Source organism: uncultured Plantibacter sp., from assembly GCF_963518075.1.
GTDB lineage: Bacteria > Actinomycetota > Actinomycetes > Actinomycetales > Microbacteriaceae > Plantibacter > Plantibacter flavus_A.
Map to the genome: position 1 here is coordinate 141407 of NZ_CAUQHZ010000004.1, position 14576 is coordinate 155982.

General features: G+C 69.7%; 14 protein-coding genes. 10 read left to right on the top strand and 4 right to left on the bottom strand.

Features of this window, described 5'->3' with window-relative positions:
* Window positions 1-4 precede the first annotated feature (4 nt).
* On the bottom strand, window positions 5-709 hold the full coding sequence (locus tag RWN05_RS07435) for a response regulator transcription factor (protein ID WP_314139118.1): 705 nt from the start codon (window positions 707-709) through the stop codon (window positions 5-7).
* 197 nt (window positions 710-906) lie between these two features.
* Here RWN05_RS07435 and RWN05_RS07440 point away from each other — a divergent pair, with 197 nt between their 5' ends.
* The 5 genes from RWN05_RS07440 to RWN05_RS07460 all read left to right on the top strand — a co-directional run bounded on the left by RWN05_RS07440 (window position 907) and on the right by RWN05_RS07460 (window position 6931).
* Window positions 907-2460: a sugar ABC transporter ATP-binding protein gene (locus tag RWN05_RS07440; RefSeq protein WP_314139119.1), complete on the top strand. Its 1554-nt coding sequence runs from the start codon at window positions 907-909 to the stop codon at window positions 2458-2460.
* Window positions 2457-3509, top strand: a complete 1053-nt coding sequence (locus RWN05_RS07445; RefSeq protein ID WP_314139120.1) for an ABC transporter permease — start codon at window positions 2457-2459, stop codon at window positions 3507-3509. Before RWN05_RS07440 ends, RWN05_RS07445 begins: the two co-directional genes overlap by 4 nt.
* Window positions 3502-4602 (top strand): ABC transporter permease, encoded by a 1101-nt coding sequence (locus RWN05_RS07450; RefSeq protein WP_121292194.1) that lies wholly within the window; start codon window positions 3502-3504, stop codon window positions 4600-4602. Before RWN05_RS07445 ends, RWN05_RS07450 begins: the two co-directional genes overlap by 8 nt.
* 70 nt (window positions 4603-4672) lie before the next feature.
* Window positions 4673-5734, top strand: a complete 1062-nt coding sequence (gene rhaS, locus RWN05_RS07455) for a rhamnose ABC transporter substrate-binding protein (RefSeq protein WP_064294864.1) — start codon at window positions 4673-4675, stop codon at window positions 5732-5734.
* Between the two features lie 126 nt (window positions 5735-5860).
* Entirely contained in the window at window positions 5861-6931 is a 1071-nt protein-coding gene (locus RWN05_RS07460; protein ID WP_314139122.1) for a hypothetical protein, read from the top strand.
* A gap of 33 nt (window positions 6932-6964) precedes the next feature.
* Here the strand turns inward: RWN05_RS07460 and RWN05_RS07465 are convergent, their stop codons facing one another.
* Entirely contained in the window at window positions 6965-7378 is a 414-nt protein-coding gene (locus RWN05_RS07465; RefSeq protein WP_314139123.1) for a PLD nuclease N-terminal domain-containing protein, read from the bottom strand.
* A 48-nt stretch (window positions 7379-7426) separates the two neighbouring features.
* Between RWN05_RS07465 and RWN05_RS07470 the strand changes: the two genes are divergently transcribed.
* From RWN05_RS07470 to RWN05_RS07480, 3 genes are all read left to right on the top strand, one after another.
* A complete protein-coding gene (locus RWN05_RS07470; protein WP_314139125.1) occupies window positions 7427-8356 on the top strand; it encodes an aldo/keto reductase in 930 nt (309 codons plus the stop codon).
* A gap of 130 nt (window positions 8357-8486) precedes the next feature.
* Window positions 8487-9548, top strand: a complete 1062-nt coding sequence (locus RWN05_RS07475) for a LacI family DNA-binding transcriptional regulator (protein WP_314139126.1) — start codon at window positions 8487-8489, stop codon at window positions 9546-9548.
* Window positions 9549-9649: 101 nt separating this feature from the next.
* The gene (locus RWN05_RS07480; RefSeq protein ID WP_314139127.1) at window positions 9650-11092 is read left to right on the top strand and encodes an L-fucose/L-arabinose isomerase family protein; all 1443 of its coding nucleotides are present in this window, start codon (window positions 9650-9652) and stop codon (window positions 11090-11092) included.
* Between the two features lie 47 nt (window positions 11093-11139).
* On the opposite strand, the gene RWN05_RS07485 is transcribed toward RWN05_RS07480, so the two are convergent.
* Window positions 11140-11748 (bottom strand): DNA alkylation repair protein, encoded by a 609-nt coding sequence (locus RWN05_RS07485; RefSeq protein WP_314139129.1) that lies wholly within the window; start codon window positions 11746-11748, stop codon window positions 11140-11142.
* Between the two features lie 39 nt (window positions 11749-11787).
* Between RWN05_RS07485 and RWN05_RS07490 the strand changes: the two genes are divergently transcribed.
* Window positions 11788-12657: an NAD-dependent epimerase/dehydratase family protein gene (locus RWN05_RS07490; RefSeq protein ID WP_314139130.1), complete on the top strand. Its 870-nt coding sequence runs from the start codon at window positions 11788-11790 to the stop codon at window positions 12655-12657.
* Window positions 12658-12678: 21 nt separating this feature from the next.
* On the opposite strand, the gene RWN05_RS07495 is transcribed toward RWN05_RS07490, so the two are convergent.
* Window positions 12679-13971 (bottom strand): MFS transporter, encoded by a 1293-nt coding sequence (locus RWN05_RS07495; protein WP_314139132.1) that lies wholly within the window; start codon window positions 13969-13971, stop codon window positions 12679-12681.
* Window positions 13972-14188: 217 nt separating this feature from the next.
* Between RWN05_RS07495 and RWN05_RS07500 the strand changes: the two genes are divergently transcribed.
* Window positions 14189-14548: an L-rhamnose mutarotase gene (locus RWN05_RS07500; protein ID WP_314139134.1), complete on the top strand. Its 360-nt coding sequence runs from the start codon at window positions 14189-14191 to the stop codon at window positions 14546-14548.
* The last annotated feature ends 28 nt before the right edge of the window (window positions 14549-14576 follow it).

Genomic DNA, 14576 nt, shown 5'->3' on the forward strand with positions numbered 1-14576 from the left:
GCCGTCAGCTCCCTGCGGCGACGAGCGAGAACCCCACGCCGCGGCTCGTCACGATGCGGACGCCCGCCTCCGCCAGGTCGAGTTTGCGACGGAGACGACTGATGTACTGGTCGACGACGTTCGGGTCGATGTTGTCGAAGGTCTCCCAGACCTCCCGCAGCATGGCCGCCCGGGAGACGACGACGCCCGGCTCGGTCGCGAGCACCCGGAGGACATCGAACTCGGTCCCGCTCAGCGGCACGTCGTGGTCACCGACGCGTGCCCGGTGCCGGTGCAGGTCGAGCGTCAGCCCACCGACCTCCAAGCGCGGCTGCACGGTGAGCGCGTCCCGCCGCCGGACCGCGCGGATCCGGGCGGCGAGCTCGGCGAAGGCGAACGGCTTGATCATGTAGTCGTCGGCCCCCGCATCGAGCCCTCGGACCCGGTCGTCCACTGCGTCGCGCGCCGTGAGCAGGATCACCGCGAGCGTCGGGTCGAGGCCTTTGAGCTCGCGGCAGACGGCGAATCCGGAGAGCCCCGGGAGCATGACGTCGACGACCGCGACCTGGAAGCCCGCGTCGCCACCGGATGCCGGCGCGACCGCCTGCCGCGCGAGGTCCAGTGCGGTCGGGCCGTCGAACGCGGTCGTCACGTCGTGGCCGTCCGACCCGAGACCGCGGGAGAGGAGGCCAGCCATCTCGCGTTCGTCATCGACGACGAGGATCCGCACGGTCGTCCTCCTTCGCCATCGAGCATCCACAGCCTAGGCGAGCCGACCTGGGCACCGTTTCTGAAGGTCCTGTCAGGAACGACCGCTTCGCCTTGCCGCCCGCGATCCGGCGGCCATACAGTGCAGGTGCTCCCGACCCTGAATCGATTCACATCTCGCCGGGAGCAAGCCCCTCACCGTGGAGGAACGGACCCTCAATGACGATCGACCATCCAGCGCAGCCGGCGCGCACCGAGCCCGCCGGGCGCAGCGCCCAGCCGGCGCTCTCCCTCATCGGAGCCGCCAAGACCTTCGGCCCCGTCGTCGCCCTGGCCGACGGCACCATCCGGATCGAGGCCGGCGAGATCCACGCGCTCGTCGGTGAGAACGGCGCCGGGAAGTCCACGCTCGTGAAGATCCTCGCCGGGCTCTACACCCCCGATGCCGGCGACTTCACCCTCGCGGGGAAGCCCGTCGCCTTCCGTGGGGTCGCCGACAGCAAGGCCGCGGGCATCTCCGTGATCTACCAGGAGCCGACCCTGTTCCCCGACCTCACCGTCGCCGAGAACATCTTCATCGGCCGCCAGCCGAAGAACGGCCTCGGCCTCATCAGCACGGGCGCCATGCGGAAGGCCGCCCGCGCCCTGTTCGACCGCCTCGGCGTCCAGATCGACCCCGACCGCGTCGCCGAGGGCCTGTCGATCGCCGACCAGCAGATCATCGAGATCGCGAAGGCCATCTCGCTCGACGCCAAGGTCCTCATCATGGACGAACCGACCGCCGCGCTCTCCGGCGTCGAGGTCGACCGCCTCTTCCAGGTCGCCCGCTCCCTGCGCGACGCGGGCGCCGGCATCATGTTCATCTCCCACCGCTTCGAGGAGGTCTTCGCGCTGTGCGACCGCATCACGGTCTTGCGCGACGGCCGCTACATCGCCACGCACGTCACGAGCGAGACGACGGTCGACGCGATCGTCCGGCAGATGGTCGGTCGCGACATCGCCGCCCTCTTCCCCAAGCAGGACGCGGAGATCGGCGACGCGGTCCTCACCGTCGACGGGCTGTCGCGCGCCGGTGTCTTCTCCGACATCTCGTTCACGGTGCGCTCGGGTGAGATCGTCGCCCTCGCGGGACTCGTCGGCGCCGGGCGCACCGAGGTCGCCCGCGCCGTCTTCGGCATCGACCCCTACGACACCGGACGCGTCACGCTCGACGGCAAGCCGGTCAAAGCCGGCGACCCGCAGGCGGCGATCGACGCCGGCATGGGCTTCGTCCCGGAGGACCGCCGCAAGCAGGGTCTCGTGATGGACCTGTCGGTCGCCCGCAACGCGACCCTCACCCTCCGCCACCGGCTCGCGCGGTTCGGGATCATCTCCGGCCGCCGCGAACGCGAGGCGGCCGAGGAATGGTCGGCCCGCCTCCAGGTGAAGACCGGCTCCCAGGAGTACGCGGTCTCCACCCTCTCCGGCGGCAACCAGCAGAAGGTCGTCCTCGCGAAGTGGCTCGCCACCGAACCGACCTTCCTCATCGTCGACGAGCCCACCCGCGGCATCGACGTCGGCACGAAGAGCGAGGTCCACCGCCTCATCTCCGAACTCGCCGGTCGCGGCATCGCGATCCTCATGATCTCCTCCGAACTGCCCGAGGTCCTCGGCATGGCCGACCGTGTCCTCGTCATGCACGAGGGCCGGATCACCGCCGAGCTCACCCGCGAAGAAGCGACCCCGGAGACCGTGATGCACGCGGCCACCGGTTCCCTGGAAGGCGCACGATGACCGACACCACCACCAAGCCGGGAGGCGGCGGCCCCGTCACCGTCGCGACCGAGAGCACGACGAACCCGATCGCGTCGATCATGCGACTCCGGGAACTCCCGGTCACCGTCGCCCTCGTCGTCCTCGTGCTCGTGACCTACCTCGCGAACCCGCTGTTCCTGTCTGCCCAGGGGGTGAAGGACCTCCTCCTCAACGCGACGATCATGATCATCCTCGCCGTCGGTCAGGCGCTCGTCATCATCACCCGCAACGTCGACCTGTCCGTCGGCTCGATCCTGGGGCTCGTCGCCTTCGCGACCGGCACGATGTTCGCGACGATGCCGCAGCTGCCGATCATCGCGGTGTTCGCCATCGCGATGCTGCTCGGCGCGGTGCTCGGTGCGATCAACGGTGCGCTCGTCACGATCGCGAAGGTCCCCGCCCTCGTCATCACCCTGGGCACGCTCTACATCTACCGAGGCTTGAACAACGCGTGGGCCGGTGGCACGCAGTACTTCGCGGACGACCGACCCGACGCGTTCGGGAATCTGTCCGTCGACACCGTCCTCGGCTTCCCGGTCATCACCCTCATCGCGATCCTCGTCGTGGTCGTCGTCGCCGTCTACATGGCCGGCGCACGGTCCGGCCGCGACCTCTACGCGATCGGGTCGGACCCCGACGCCGCGAAGCTGTTCGGCATCCCGGTCGGCCGCCGCGTGTTCCTCGCCTTCCTGGCGAACGGCCTGCTCGCCGGACTCGCCGGCGTGCTCTACGCCTCCCGCTTCAACTCGGTCGGCGCGACCACCGGGTCGGGCATGGAGCTCGACGTCGTCGCAGCGGCCGTCGTCGGTGGTGTCGCGATCTTCGGCGGCAGCGGCTCCGTCGCCGGGGCCGCGATCGGCGCGATCCTCCTCACCACCATCACGAGCGCCCTCACCGCCCTACGCGTCGACAAGTTCTGGCAGCAGGCGATCGTGGGCATCCTCATCCTGGCCGCGATCGTCATCGACCGCGTCGCCAGCCTCCGTACGGCCAAGAAACTGCGAATGAGCGAGGCACGCGATGTCTGATCTGAAGACCCCGGCAGCCCCGAAGGCTCCGTTCACCAAGGGCTCCGGCCCGCTCGGCACCGACACCACCGGCGTGCTCGTGGCCGAACCGAAGGGCCGCACCGGCGCTTCGCGCATCCTGCTCGGCCGCGACGCCATCATGATCTACGCGCTGCTCGTCGTCGTCATCGGCGCCTGCCTGCTCATCCCGCGGTTCGCCTCCCCTGTCACCGTCGGCTTCCTCCTCCTCGACGTGATCCCGATCCTCCTCATCGCGATGCCGATGACGCTCGTGATCATCACCGGCGAGATCGACCTGTCCGTCGCGAGCACCGCGGGCCTCACGAGCGCCGTCATCGGTGTGCTGTGGGCCGGCGGCGGGATGGACATCGGGGTCGTCCTCCTCATCGGGCTGCTCGTCGGAGTCGTCGCCGGCGCGTTCAACGGCTTCCTCATCGCGGTGGTCGGACTCCCGTCGCTCGCGGTGACGATCGGCACGCTCGCGCTGTTCCGCGGTCTCGCGCTCGTCGTGATCGGCGACAACGCGGTCGCGAACTTCCCACCCGAGCTCACCGCGTTCTTCACGTCGAAGATCGGCTCGACCGGCATCCCCGTGGTCATGGTCGGGGTCCTCGTCGTCGTGCTCGCCTTCGGGGTCATCCTGCACCTGACCCCCTTCGGCCGCGGGCTCTACGCGCTCGGGTACAGCACGGAGGCGGCGAGCTTCGTCGGCATCAAGGTCGCCCGCTCGAAGTTCTGGCTCTACGTCGCGACCGGCGGCGTCTCCGCCCTCGCGGGGGTGTTCTGGACGCTCCGCTACTCGAGCGCCCGCAGCGACAACGCCTCCGGGCTCGAACTCGCCGTCATCGCGGCAGTGCTCCTCGGCGGCGTCTCGATCTTCGGCGGTAGGGGTTCCATCCCGGGCGTCGTCGCGGGTGTGCTGCTCATCGGCACCATCAACTACGCGCTCCGGCTCGGCCGCGTCTCCGACGTCGTCCTCATCATCGTGACCGGGACCCTGCTGATCGCCTCGGTGGTCGGCCCCAGTATCTTCGAATCCGTCAAGCAGTGGAACCACCACCGACGGATCCGACGCAGCCTGCCCCAGCACTGATCTCCCGATCGGCGCAGCCCTCGGGGCACCCCACGCCACAGCACCAGGCGTATCCAGAAAGGAACAGACAATGCAGTCGATTCGAAACCGCGCAGCAGGCCGTCCGGCCCGTCGCGCAGCGGCCCTCATCGCCGCAGCAGCCTCCCTCGCGCTGATCGCGACGGGGTGCGCCACCGGCGACTCCGCGGGATCAGGTGGTGGCGGCGGTGCCGCGGAGAGCATCACCTTCATCCCCAAGCAGCTCAACAACCCGTACACGGACGTCGTGCTCGGCGGCGGCAAGGACGGCGCGAAGGCGGCCGGCTTCAGCGCCACCGAGGTCGTCGGCCCGCTCGAGGCGAGCGCGTCCAGCCAGGTGTCCTTCATCAACGCCGAGACCCAGGCCGGCACGAACGTCATCGTCATCGCGGCGAACGACCCCGACGCCGTCTGCCCCGCCCTCAAGGAGGCCCGCGACGGCGGCGCGAAGATCGTCGCGTTCGACTCCGACACCAGCAAGGACTGCCGCGACGTCTTCATCTCACAGGTCGTCGCCAAGGACGTCGCCCTGATCCAGACGAAGCTCATCTCGGAGCAGATCGGTGGCTCGGGCGAGATCGCGATCCTCTCGGCCACGGCCAACGCGACGAACCAGAACGAGTGGATCAAGTACATGGAGGAGGAGCTCGCCTCCAACCCGGACTACAAGGACATCAAGCTCGTCGCCAAGGTCTACGGTGACGACGACGACACGAAGTCGTTCCAGGAGGCCCAGGGTCTGCTCCAGGCGCACCCGAACCTCAAGGGCATCATCTCGCCCACGACGGTCGGTATCGCCGCGACCGCCCGCTACCTCTCCACCTCGGAGTACAAGGGCAAGGTCGCGCTGACCGGCCTCGGCCTCCCGAACGAGATGCGTCCGTTCGTGAAGGACGGCACCGTCACCGCGTTCGCGCTGTGGGACCCGGCTCAGCTCGGCTACGTCGCCGCGTTCGCCGGCAAGGCACTCGCCGAGGGCACGATCACCGGCAAGGAGGGCGACACCTTCGAGGCCGGCGACCTCGGTGAGCGCGAGGTCGGCGCCGACGGCACCGTCATCGTCGGCCCGCCGACCACCTTCGACGCGTCGAACATCGACAAGTACGACTTCTGACCCGTTCGCAATTCAGGACGGCCTCGGCGCGTCGCCCCCGGACCCTCGGATCCGGGGGCGACGCGCCGTTCGCGTCCTGAATTGTGAACCGCACGTGCATCCGATGGCGGCGATATCGTGAACGCTGTGTCTCCCACCGCCGAGCCCGACACGACCGCGCTGACGCGGCACCTCCCGTGGAAGGAGGTCGTCGCCGACCGGCCCTGGGTCTTCCGCGACGCCGCCGTCGGCGCGGGCGTGGTCGTCGCGAGCGGGCTGTACCTCTGGTGGGCGGCCACGAGCCTGCCGCTGCGTCTCCCGGACGGATGGGAGGGCCTCGGCAGCGGGATCGAGATCGTCGCCGGCATCGTCGCCGTGGTCGCCGTGCTGGCGGTCGTCCTCGGCGGTTTCCTCCTGACGCAACCGCTCACCGAGCGTCGCCTCCTCCGCGTTCGTCGCTTCGCCGCGGACAACGGTCTGGAGTACCGGGCCAACGGTGCGCCTCCCCCACCGGTCGGCGTCGTCTTCGGCACGGGCCTGCACATCGCGGTCACGAACCAGCTGCGCAGTCCGGAGGGGCGACGGATCCGCGGACGGACCGGGCCGGCGACGGTCGGCGTGACGATCGGCGACGCGACCCTCTCGGAGCGTTCGGCCTCGGGCGGTGCCGGCAAGACCCGCGGTTCGGTCGGTTTCGTGCACGTCTCCCTGCCCACGCGGTCACCGCACCTGCTGCTCGACGGTGTCGCCAACAACGGCGGCGCGCGTCGCGGGATCGCACGCACCGTCGAACACGAACAGCTCGTCTCCCTCGAAGGCGACTTCGACCGGCACTTCGCCCTCTACGTCCCCCGCGACTTCCAGGTCGAGGCGCTGCAGGTGTTCACCCCGGACGTCATGGCGCTCCTCATCGACCACGGCCGGCGCTGGGACATCGAGATCGTCGACGACAACCTCTTCGTCACCACGAGCGGGAGCTTCCGGCTCTGGGACGCGTCGGAGATGCTGCGGCTGTTCCGGTTCATCGACCTGGTCGTCCCGAAGCTCGGTGGACGCATCGCCCGCATGAGTCCGGTCACCCCGCGTCCGTCGCGTTTCGACGCGGGGACCACCCGTGGGGCGCGACTGCGTCCGAGCCGGAACTGGGTGCTCGTCCCCGTCCTCGTGGTCGCCGGACTCGTCGTCGGTGCCGAGATCCTCGTCGCCGTCCTCGACTGACCGTCGTGCGGACCGCGTCGTGCGCAGCAGCGGTCAGCGGGGCTCGTCGCGACGGTCGTCGTCCCGCGCGAGCTCGGCTTCCAGCTTGCGGATGCGCTCGGCGTCCTCCGCGGCCTGGATCTCGCGTTCGAGGGCCGCGAGCTGCTCCTCGGTGCTGCTGACCGCGCGGTCGGGCTGGGACGGCGAGGGTGACAAGGATGCCGCGGGACCCCAGGAGCCGCTCGAACGGGACGCACTGCGCGGCCGACGCCCGGGGAACCTGATGCGGCTGTTCGACCAGTCCTTGCCGAGCAGGAACCACAGTCCGACGCCGATGAGCGGGATGAAGACGATGAGCAGTACCCACACAATCTTGGGCAGGTTGCGTACGACGGGCTCGGGCTGACCCACCACGTCGATGAGCGCGATGATCGTGAGGACGATGAGCAGCAACGACAACACGAACATGTCGTCAATCCTAGGCAGACCATCGGTGGGTTCGGCCAGGATGGTCGGATGAAGACCATCCCCCTGCCCCAGACCGACCTGACCGCGTCCAGCATCGTCCTCGGCCTCATGCGCATCGAGCCCCTCGACGACGAGGCGATCCGCACCCTCTTCCACACCGCACGAGACGCCGGCGTCACCGTGTTCGACCACGCCGACATCTACGGCTCGGAGCGTCACGGCTGCGAGCGCCGCTTCGGCGACGCCGTCACCCTCACCGCCGCCGAGCGCGAGCAGGTGCTCATCCAGTCGAAGGTCGGCATCCGCCCGGGCTTCTTCGACTTCTCGGAGGAGCACATCCTCCGCACCGTCGACGAGTCGCTCGCCGCCCTCAAGACGGACTACCTCGACCTCCTGCTCCTGCACCGCCCCGACAGCCTCGTCGAGCCGGAGGAGGTCGCTTCGGCGTTCGACGCCCTGCAGACCTCGGGCAAGGTCCGGAACTTCGGCGTCTCCAACCACACGCCGGCGCAGGTCGAGCTGCTGAAGGGCTCCGTCGAGCAGCCGCTCATCGTCAACCAGGTGCAGCTGAGCATCACCCACGCCCCGATCATCGCGTCGGGCGTCGCCGCGAACATGGCGGGCCTCGACCAGTCGATCGACCGCGACAACGGGATGCTCGACTACAGCCGCCTGACCGGCATGACCCTGCAGGCGTGGTCACCGTTCCAGGCAGGCTTCTTCACGGGAGTCTTCATCGGCGACCGCGAGCACTACGCGGAGCTGAACGACGTGCTCGACGAGCTCGCAGCCGCACACGGCGTGACGCCGTCCGGCATCGCGACCGCGTGGATCACCCGGCACCCCGCGAACATCCAGGTCGTGCTCGGCACCACCAAGCCGTCGCGCGTCGAGGAAGCGGCCGCAGGTTCCGACGTGACCCTGTCGCGAGAGGAGTGGTACCGCCTCTTCACCGCCGCTGGCCACACCCTCCCGTAGCGGTCGCCTCCGGACCGTTCTCAGGACTTCCGCGGCGTGTCGGGTGGAGATCGTCCCACCACACCGGAGGAGTCCTGAGAACGGGACGAGGGTCGCGCCGGGTACGCTCGGAGTGGAATCGGAGGGCAGCATGGCGAAGCACGACATCGGGTTCGCCGCCGTCGCCAGACTCGCCGGTGTCTCGAACGCGACCGTCTCCAACACGCTCAACCGCCCCGAGATCGTCGCCCCCGCAACGCGCGAGCGCGTCCTCGCCGCGATCGAGGAACTCGACTTCGTCCCCAACCGCGCCGCCGCCACCCTGCGGCAGGGCACGAACCGGCTCATCGGCCTCGTCATCCCCGACATCGCGAACCCGTTCTACTCGACGATCGCCCGCGGGGTCACCGAGGCCGCGGCCGAGCACGGCTACACGGTCGCGCTCTGCGTGAGCCATGACGACCCGGACCTCGAGCTCCGGCACTTCGAGATGCTCGCCGAGCACCGGGCTGCCGGCGCACTCGTCGCTCCGTTGACGGCCGACGCCTCCCGGCTGGCCCAGCTGCGACGGGTCGGCAGCCGCCTCGTGCTCATGGACCGCACCGCTCCCGAGGGCACCGGCTGCTCCGTCGCGATCGACGACGTGCACGGCGGGGAGCTCGCGGTCGCGCACCTGCTCGCCGATCCCGCCCGAGTGTCCGCCGGACGCGATGCTCCCGCCCTCGCCGACGGGTCGATCGTGCTCGTGAACGGCGACCTGGCGATCCCGCAGTGCGCCGATCGACGCGAGGGTGCCCGGAACGCGTTCGTCGCGGCCGGTCTCGACCCCGATGACCTCCGCGAGGTCACCGTTGACGAGATGACCGTCGACTCGGGGCGCATCGCGGGCCGTCGGATCGCGGCAGAGACACCGCGTCCGACCGGCGTGTTCTGCACGAACGACCAGCTCGCGCTCGGCGTCATCAGGGGGTTGAACGACGGTGGTCTCGCGGTGCCCGACGAGGTGTCGGTGGTCGGCTACGGCGATCTCGCGCTCGCGGCCGACGGGCGGGTGCCGCTCACCACGGTCGAGCAGCCGAAGGACGAGCTCGGGCGCATGGCCGTCGAGATCCTCCTGGCCGAGCTGGGCGCCGACCGCGCGGCACACGAGCATGTCACGCGGACGCTCGAGCCGCATCTCGTCGTCCGCGAGTCCGCTCCGATCCCTGCCTGAGCAGCGGCGAGGCTGGACGCGGCGGTGACGCCCGGGTACAGTCGTCACCAGTATTTAATCGATTAAATACTCCCGTACCCGCACCCATCCAAGGATCGACGATGACCCACACCGCAGCAGCCGTCCACCCGCTCCTCACTCCGAAGGCACGGCGGAAGCCCCGCATCGGCCTCGTCGCCGGCGGCCTCGGTACCTACTGGCCGCAGTTCCCGGAGCTGCTCCCCCAGCTCCAGGAATCGGCCCGGTACGTCTCGGAACGCTTCCAGCAGATGGACGCCGAGGTCGTCGACGTCGGCTTCATCTCGGACGCGCAGGAGGGCGACGCCGCGGCGGAACAGCTCCGACAGGGGGACTGCGACCTCATCGTCCTGTTCCTCACCACCTACCTCACCTCCTCGATGGTCCTGCCGATCGCCCAGCGCGCGAACACCCCGGTCCTCGTCATCGACCTGCAGCCGACCGAGCGGATGGACCACGCGAGCTTCGACACCGGCGCCTGGCTCGCCTACTGCGGGCAGTGCCCCGTGCCCGAGGTCGGCAACGTCTTCCGTCGCGCCGGCATCCCGTTCCGCTCGGTGTCGGGATGGCTGCGTCAGGAGTCGGCGTGGGACCGCATCTCGCAGTGGATCCGGGCGGCGCACGTCCGCGCAGCCCTCCGTCACGCCCGCCACGGCCTCATGGGACACGTCTACCCCGGCATGCTCGACGTCTCCACCGACCTCACCCTGCTGCCGACCACCTTCGGCTCGCACGTCGAGGTCGTGGAGTTCGACGACCTCCGGGTCCTCGTCGACGAGGTGACCGATGCCGAGGTCGCCGACCGCATGGCCCTCGCCAGGGAGGTCTTCACCCTCGACGACACGGTGGTCGAGGACGACTTCGCGTGGGGAGCGAAGGTGTCGGTCGGGCTCGACCGGCTCGTCGACGAGTTCGCGCTCGACAGCCTCGCCTACTACCACCGGGGTCGCGACGGCGAACAGCACGAGCGACTCGGGGCCGGCATGATCCTCGGCGCGTCCCTCCTCACCGCTCGCGGTGTCCCCACGACCGGCGAGTACGAGCTGCGGACGACGGTTGCGCAGCTCGCGACCCAGGTCGTCGGCGCCGGTGGGTCGTTCTGCGAGATCCAGGCGCTGGACTTCGAGGACGGAGTCGTCGAGATGGGACACGACGGACCGGCGCACCTCGCCGTCAGCTCCCGCGACCCGCTGCTGCGCGGCCTCGGGGTCTACCACGGCAAGCGCGGCTGGGGCGTGAGCGTCGAGTTCGACGTGCGCCACGGGCCCGTCACACTGCTGGGGCTGGGGCAGGACCGCGACGGATCACTCGCCTTCGTCGCTTCGGAGGGCGAGGTCGTCCCGGGCCCGCTGCTCGCGATCGGCAACACGACGAGCCGCGTCGACTTCGGGCGCGACCCGGGTGTCTGGGTGGACGAGTGGAGCGCGACCGGTATCGGGCACCACTGGTCGCTATCGCTCGGGCACCGGGCGGCGGACTACCGGGCTGCGGCGAGCCTGCTGGGGATCGACTTCCGCCAGGTGTGAGGCGCCGTCGGTCTCTGAGTCGAACGCGGACCTCGCGACAGGACGGATCAGAGCACGGCGCGAAGACGCTCCATCGCGGGCTCCACCACGGCGATCGGCGCCGGCCGCTGCAAGCCGTTCAGGGCGACGGCCAGCCGACGGGTGGCGCGATCGACATCGCCGCCACCCGCACCGAGCTCGCGGATCGGGGCGAGCAGCGCCGCACGTCGCAACCACGGCTCGTCCTGCATCCAGCGGTCGAGGACGCTCTCGGCCTTGGTCCGGGGCGTCCCGTCGAGGCGCTCCAGGAGCGGTCCGATGACGTCGGTGGCCAGCGGGTCGGCGAGCTCGGGCACCCGACCGGCGCGGACGAAGCCTTCGATCCTCGTCAGATCGGTGTGTTTGAGCACGGGGACGCTCGACTGCAGCAGGACGATCGCGGCGAGCCGGCGCTCGAAGACCGGCACGGCCCACAGCTCCGAGGCGAGGGCCGCCAGCTCGTCGTGCTCCAGTCCGCGGAACTTCCGGAGCGCGTCCCGCACGGTGCCGCGGACCGCACCGACCGAGGACCCGTAGGACTGAAGTCCGTCGCCCAGCCGCTCGGCCACGTCCGCTGCGCGATAGCCCTCGCCCTCGTATTGGAGCGCCGCGTCCATGAACTCCCCCGCAGCACTCATCCCACCATTCTCACCCCTGGCGCCGGGTACGGTGGAGCGATGACCGTCGTGATCGTGGGACTCGGACAGCTCGGCTCGGACGTCGCCGGGAGGCTCCTCGCCCGTGGTGACGACGTCGTCGGCGTGAAGCGCACGGCTCCCGAGTCGAACCCGGCCCCCGAGCCGAACCCAGCGCCCGGTTCGGTCGAGGGGCGCTTCACGCTCCAGCTCCGCGACCTCACGACCTCCGTCCCCGACCTTCCTGCGGACACGACGGCGATCGTCGTGGCCCTTGCGCCCCGGGCACGCTCGGTCGAGGCCTATGACGCCCTCTACCGCGACGGTGTCGGGCACCTCCTCGCAGCCGTAGCCGCACTGCCCGGCACCCCGCCTCGCATCCTGTTCGTCTCGTCGACCGCGGTGTGGGGCGAGGACGGCGGGGAGACGATCGACGACACCACGCCGGCCGTCCCGACCACTGGCACCGCACGCGCCCTGCTCGCGGCTGAGGAGTCAGTCCTCGCCACCGTGCCCGAGGCGAGCACCATCCGCTTCGGCGGCCTCTACGGTCCGACCGCCACAATGTTCGTCGACCAGGTCCGCGACGGCCGTGTCACCCGGCCCTCCGGCTGGACCAATCGCATCCACCGCGACGACGCCGCTGCCGTGATCGTGCACCTGCTCGACCTGCCGGCGGCATCGCTCCCGCCGGTCGTGGCGGGCATCGACGAGGAGCCGGTCCTGCTGTCGACGGTCGCCGACTTCCTCGCCGATCGACTCGGCGTCGCTCCCCCGACGCTCGACGACGCCGGACGCACGCCGGACGAACATCATCGCGGCAAGCGCATCACGGCGGCCGCCCTCCGCGACACCGGGTTCACCTACCGCTACCCCACCTTCCGCGAGGGCTACTCGGCGCAGCTTCCTTGATCCGACGATGGATCGGGGCGGTCACTGCTGCTTCGTCACCTCGGCCATCGCCCGTCGACCGGACGGTACGAGCACGGCGACGGCGAGCACCACGAAGGTGAGCACCCCGGCGACGACGAGGAGCAGTTCGACGGAGACGACGTCGGCGAGCGGCCCGAACACGATCATCCCGAGCGGCATCGACACCGCCATGACGATGCCGACGAACCCGAACACGCGACCCTGCCGCTCCGGTTGGACGCGCTCCTGCAGCAGGGTCATCGACGTCGTCGAGAAGAACGGCACCGCGAGCCCGAGCAGGAACATGAAGCCGAAGAAGACCCAGAGGTTCGTCGAGAGTCCGAGCCCGATGGACAGCGCCCCGAACACCACCGAGGACCCGACGATGAGGAGCACGCGGTTCCTGGTGCCGCCCCAGATCGCGATGATCGCTCCCCCGCCGACCATGCCGATGCTGAAGGCGAGTTCGTTCACGGTCAGCATCCACACCTCGTCACCGAAGGAGCGGGCGATCATGAGCGGCGTGAGGTAGGACGGCGCGACGACCAGCAGGAACACGATCGCGAAGAGGATGAGCAACCAGCGCACGAAGCCGTGGTGCCAGACGTAGCGCACACCCTCGGTGAGGTCGGCGAAATAGCCGGGACGCTCGCCCGAGCGCACGAGTGTGCGCACCGGCACGAGCAGCAGCAACCCGATCCCGATGGCGGCCGTGACGACGTCGACGAAGAAGATCGCGACGAGCGACGCGCTCGCGTACAGCGCGCCGGCTGCAGCCGGCGCGACGAGCATCATGGCCGACTGGATGGATCCGTTGATGCCGTTGACCCGCATGAGCTTGTCGGTCGGCGTGATCTGCGGGATGAGCGCCGACACCGCCGGCATCTGGATACCCGCGCCGACCGAGCGGATCGCGAGCGTGAGGAAGATGAGCCAGAGCTCGGCGGCGCCGTTGATGAGGAAGATCGCGAGCGCGAGGGTCGTGATGGCGATCGAGCCGTCGGCCGCGATGATGAGCAGCTTGCGGTTCATGCGGTCGGCCCACACCCCGCCGAAGATCGACACGATCGCCTGCGGCAGGAATCCCGCGACGGCGGCGAACGCGAGCACCACACCGGACTTCGTCTCGAGTGTGAGGTGCCACATGATCGCGTACTGCACGAGCATCGAGCCGAACAGCGAGACCGTCTGGCCGGACAGGAACACCGCGACGTCGCGACGCCAGTGCGGGCTCTCCGAGGCGACGGTCGTCTCCTCCGAACCGTCGGAACCGTCGATCGTGGGTGCATCGGGTGGCGCATCATCGGCAGCCATGCGTTCCACGCTAGGGAGTTGGCTCCGAGGTGTCCAGGGGTGATCGTCGCGGACGACGGGCGCGCCCTGACCGCCGAACGGTCGAGGCACCCTGTCCAGATCTTCAGACGTCCGGTCAGCCGGTGCGTTGACCCGCGGCCGATCGCCCGGATACGCTGCTTGCGATCCTCTGAATCGATTCAGAGTGTCCGTGAACCGAACCGAAAGGTGCGCCTCGATGACGAGTGCCCGACCCCTGCACCGCGTGTGCTTCCAGCTCCAGGTCAAACCCGAGCGCCTCGCGGAGTACCGCGAACGCCATGCCGCCGTCTGGCCGGACATGCTGCGGGCCCTCGCCGACACCGGCTGGCACAACTACTCGCTCTTCATCCGCGACGACGGCCTCCTCATCGGGTACTTCGAGACGGCCTCCCTTGAAGCGGCCCAGGCCGGCATGGCCGAGACCGAGGTCAACGCGCGCTGGCAGGCCGAGATGGGTGAGTTCTTCGTCGACCTCGACCTCCCGCCCGACCAGGGCTTCCTCCGGCTCACCGAGGTGTTCCACCTCGAGGACCAGCTCGCCGCCTTGCACGAGTAGCATCATTGAAACGATTCACGTATGCTGC